This is a genomic window from Streptomyces sp. FH025, assembly GCF_017427025.1.
GTDB lineage: Bacteria > Actinomycetota > Actinomycetes > Streptomycetales > Streptomycetaceae > Kitasatospora.
Window position 1 is genome coordinate 1 of the sequence record NZ_JAFLNG010001038.1, and the last position, 1,868, is coordinate 1,868.

The window sequence follows — 1,868 nt, forward strand, 5'->3', positions numbered from 1 at the left end:
CTTCGACCGCTACTACTGCTCGGACTCGCCCTGCATGCCCTCCCGAACGGCCCTGACCAGCGGCCAGTTCGGCATCACCAACGGCGTGATCGGGCACTTCGGGCCGGCGGCCCAGTTCCGGCTCGACTCCGGGCACGGCCCCGAGCCCGACCGCCCCCTGCTCGGCCAGCGCCTCGGCTGGGGCGGCTACTACACCGCCGCCGTCTCGGTGTTCGCCGAGCGCCACCGTGCGTACTTCTTCCACGCCAACTTCCGCGAGTCCATCCGCGCCACCGCCCGCTTCGGCGACGAGGAGGCCCAGGACGTCAACCGCGCCGCCACCGACTGGATCCGCCGCCACGCGGCGGACGACAACTGGTACCTGCACCTCACCTACTGGGACCCGCACACCAACTACACCCAGCCCGCCGAGTGGACCGAGAAGGTGGCCGCCTCCGGCCCCGTGCAGGACTGGCCCGACGAGGAGACCATCGCCGCCCACGCCGAGGTCTACGGCCCGCGCAGCGCCCTGGACCTGCACTACTCGCTGACGGGCGGCGGCCGTTCGCCGGTGCCGCACAACATGCCCGACGCCATCCGCTCCCGCGCCGACTTCGAGCACCTGATCAACGGCTATGACGGAGCGGTCCACTACTGGGACCACTACTTCGGCCAACTGATGGCCACCCTGGAGGAGTTGGGGATCGCGCAGGACACCGCCGTGATCGTCAGCGCCGACCACGGCGAGTCCTTCGGCGAGCAGGGCTCCTACGCGGAGCACGGCCTGGCCAACGAACCGACCCACCGGCTGCCGCTGGTGGTGTACTGGCCCGGCGTCACCGACGAACTCCCCGCCGAGGCGCGACGCAACGACGCGCTCCTGTACAACATCGACCTCGCCCCCACCCTGTGCGACCTCCTCGGCCTCCCCACCCCGGCGGGCTGGCAGGGCACCTCCTTCGCCCCCGCGGTGCGCGGCGAGGCCATCGAGTCCAGGCCGTACCTGGTCCTCGGCCACGGCGCCCACACCTACCAGCGTGCGGTGCGCACCCGCGACCACCTCTACATCCGCACCTACCACCCCGGGAGCTTCCGCGCGGAGTGGGAGCAGCTCTTCGACGTCACCGGCGACCCCTACCTGACCCGCGACCTGCTCGACGCCGAGCCCGAACTCGCCGCCACCATGCGCTCCCACCTCGCCGAGTGGTGGGACCGGTACGCCGGCCGCCCCGGCTGCCTGCCCGACCCGATGCAGGCGACCCTGCAGACCGGCCCGACGTACTACAACGACCCCGCGCGGTACGCCCGGCACCTGCGGGACACCGGTCGCGAGCACCTGGCCGAGGACCTCGAAGCCCGCCTCCACTCCCTGAACGTGCCGGTGTCCTGGCACGCCCCCGACCGGCCGCGCACCGCCGAACTCGCGGCGCGCTGGATGGCCCTGCTCCAGACCCGTGACCAGCGCCCGGTCCAGCCCGACTGACGCGCGCCACGCCTAGGGAGTCCACGATGCCCACCGGATCCCCGAGGCCCTGTCGTCTCCAGAACACGAGCAGCACATGACCTCCCGCCCCGACTTCGTGATCCTCGTGCCCGACCAGTTGCGCGGCGACGCCGTCGGCGCGTTCGGCAACCCGCACATCAGCACGCCGCACCGACCCCGACGAGGCCGCCGTCCGCTCCGCCGAGCAGTGGCTGGCGAACCCGCCCGAGCAGCCCTGGGTGCTGTTCGTCCCGCTGGTGGCCCCGCACTGCCCGTTCCAGGTCGAGGAGCCCTGGTGCTGCTGATCATCAGCGGCGGCGGCTTCGACGGGGGCGGCGGAGCGACGCCATGGTCGAGACCGCCGACGTCATCCCGCCCGAGCCGGACCCCCGGCTTCCCCCGGTGG

Annotated in this window: 1 protein-coding gene; it reads left to right on the top strand. The window is 72.6% G+C overall.

The features are described from left to right. A partial coding sequence (locus J0670_RS37015; protein ID WP_207817166.1) for a sulfatase occupies positions 1-1,462 on the top strand: 1,462 nt, incomplete at its 5' end. Positions 1,463-1,868: the final 406 nt, after the last annotated feature.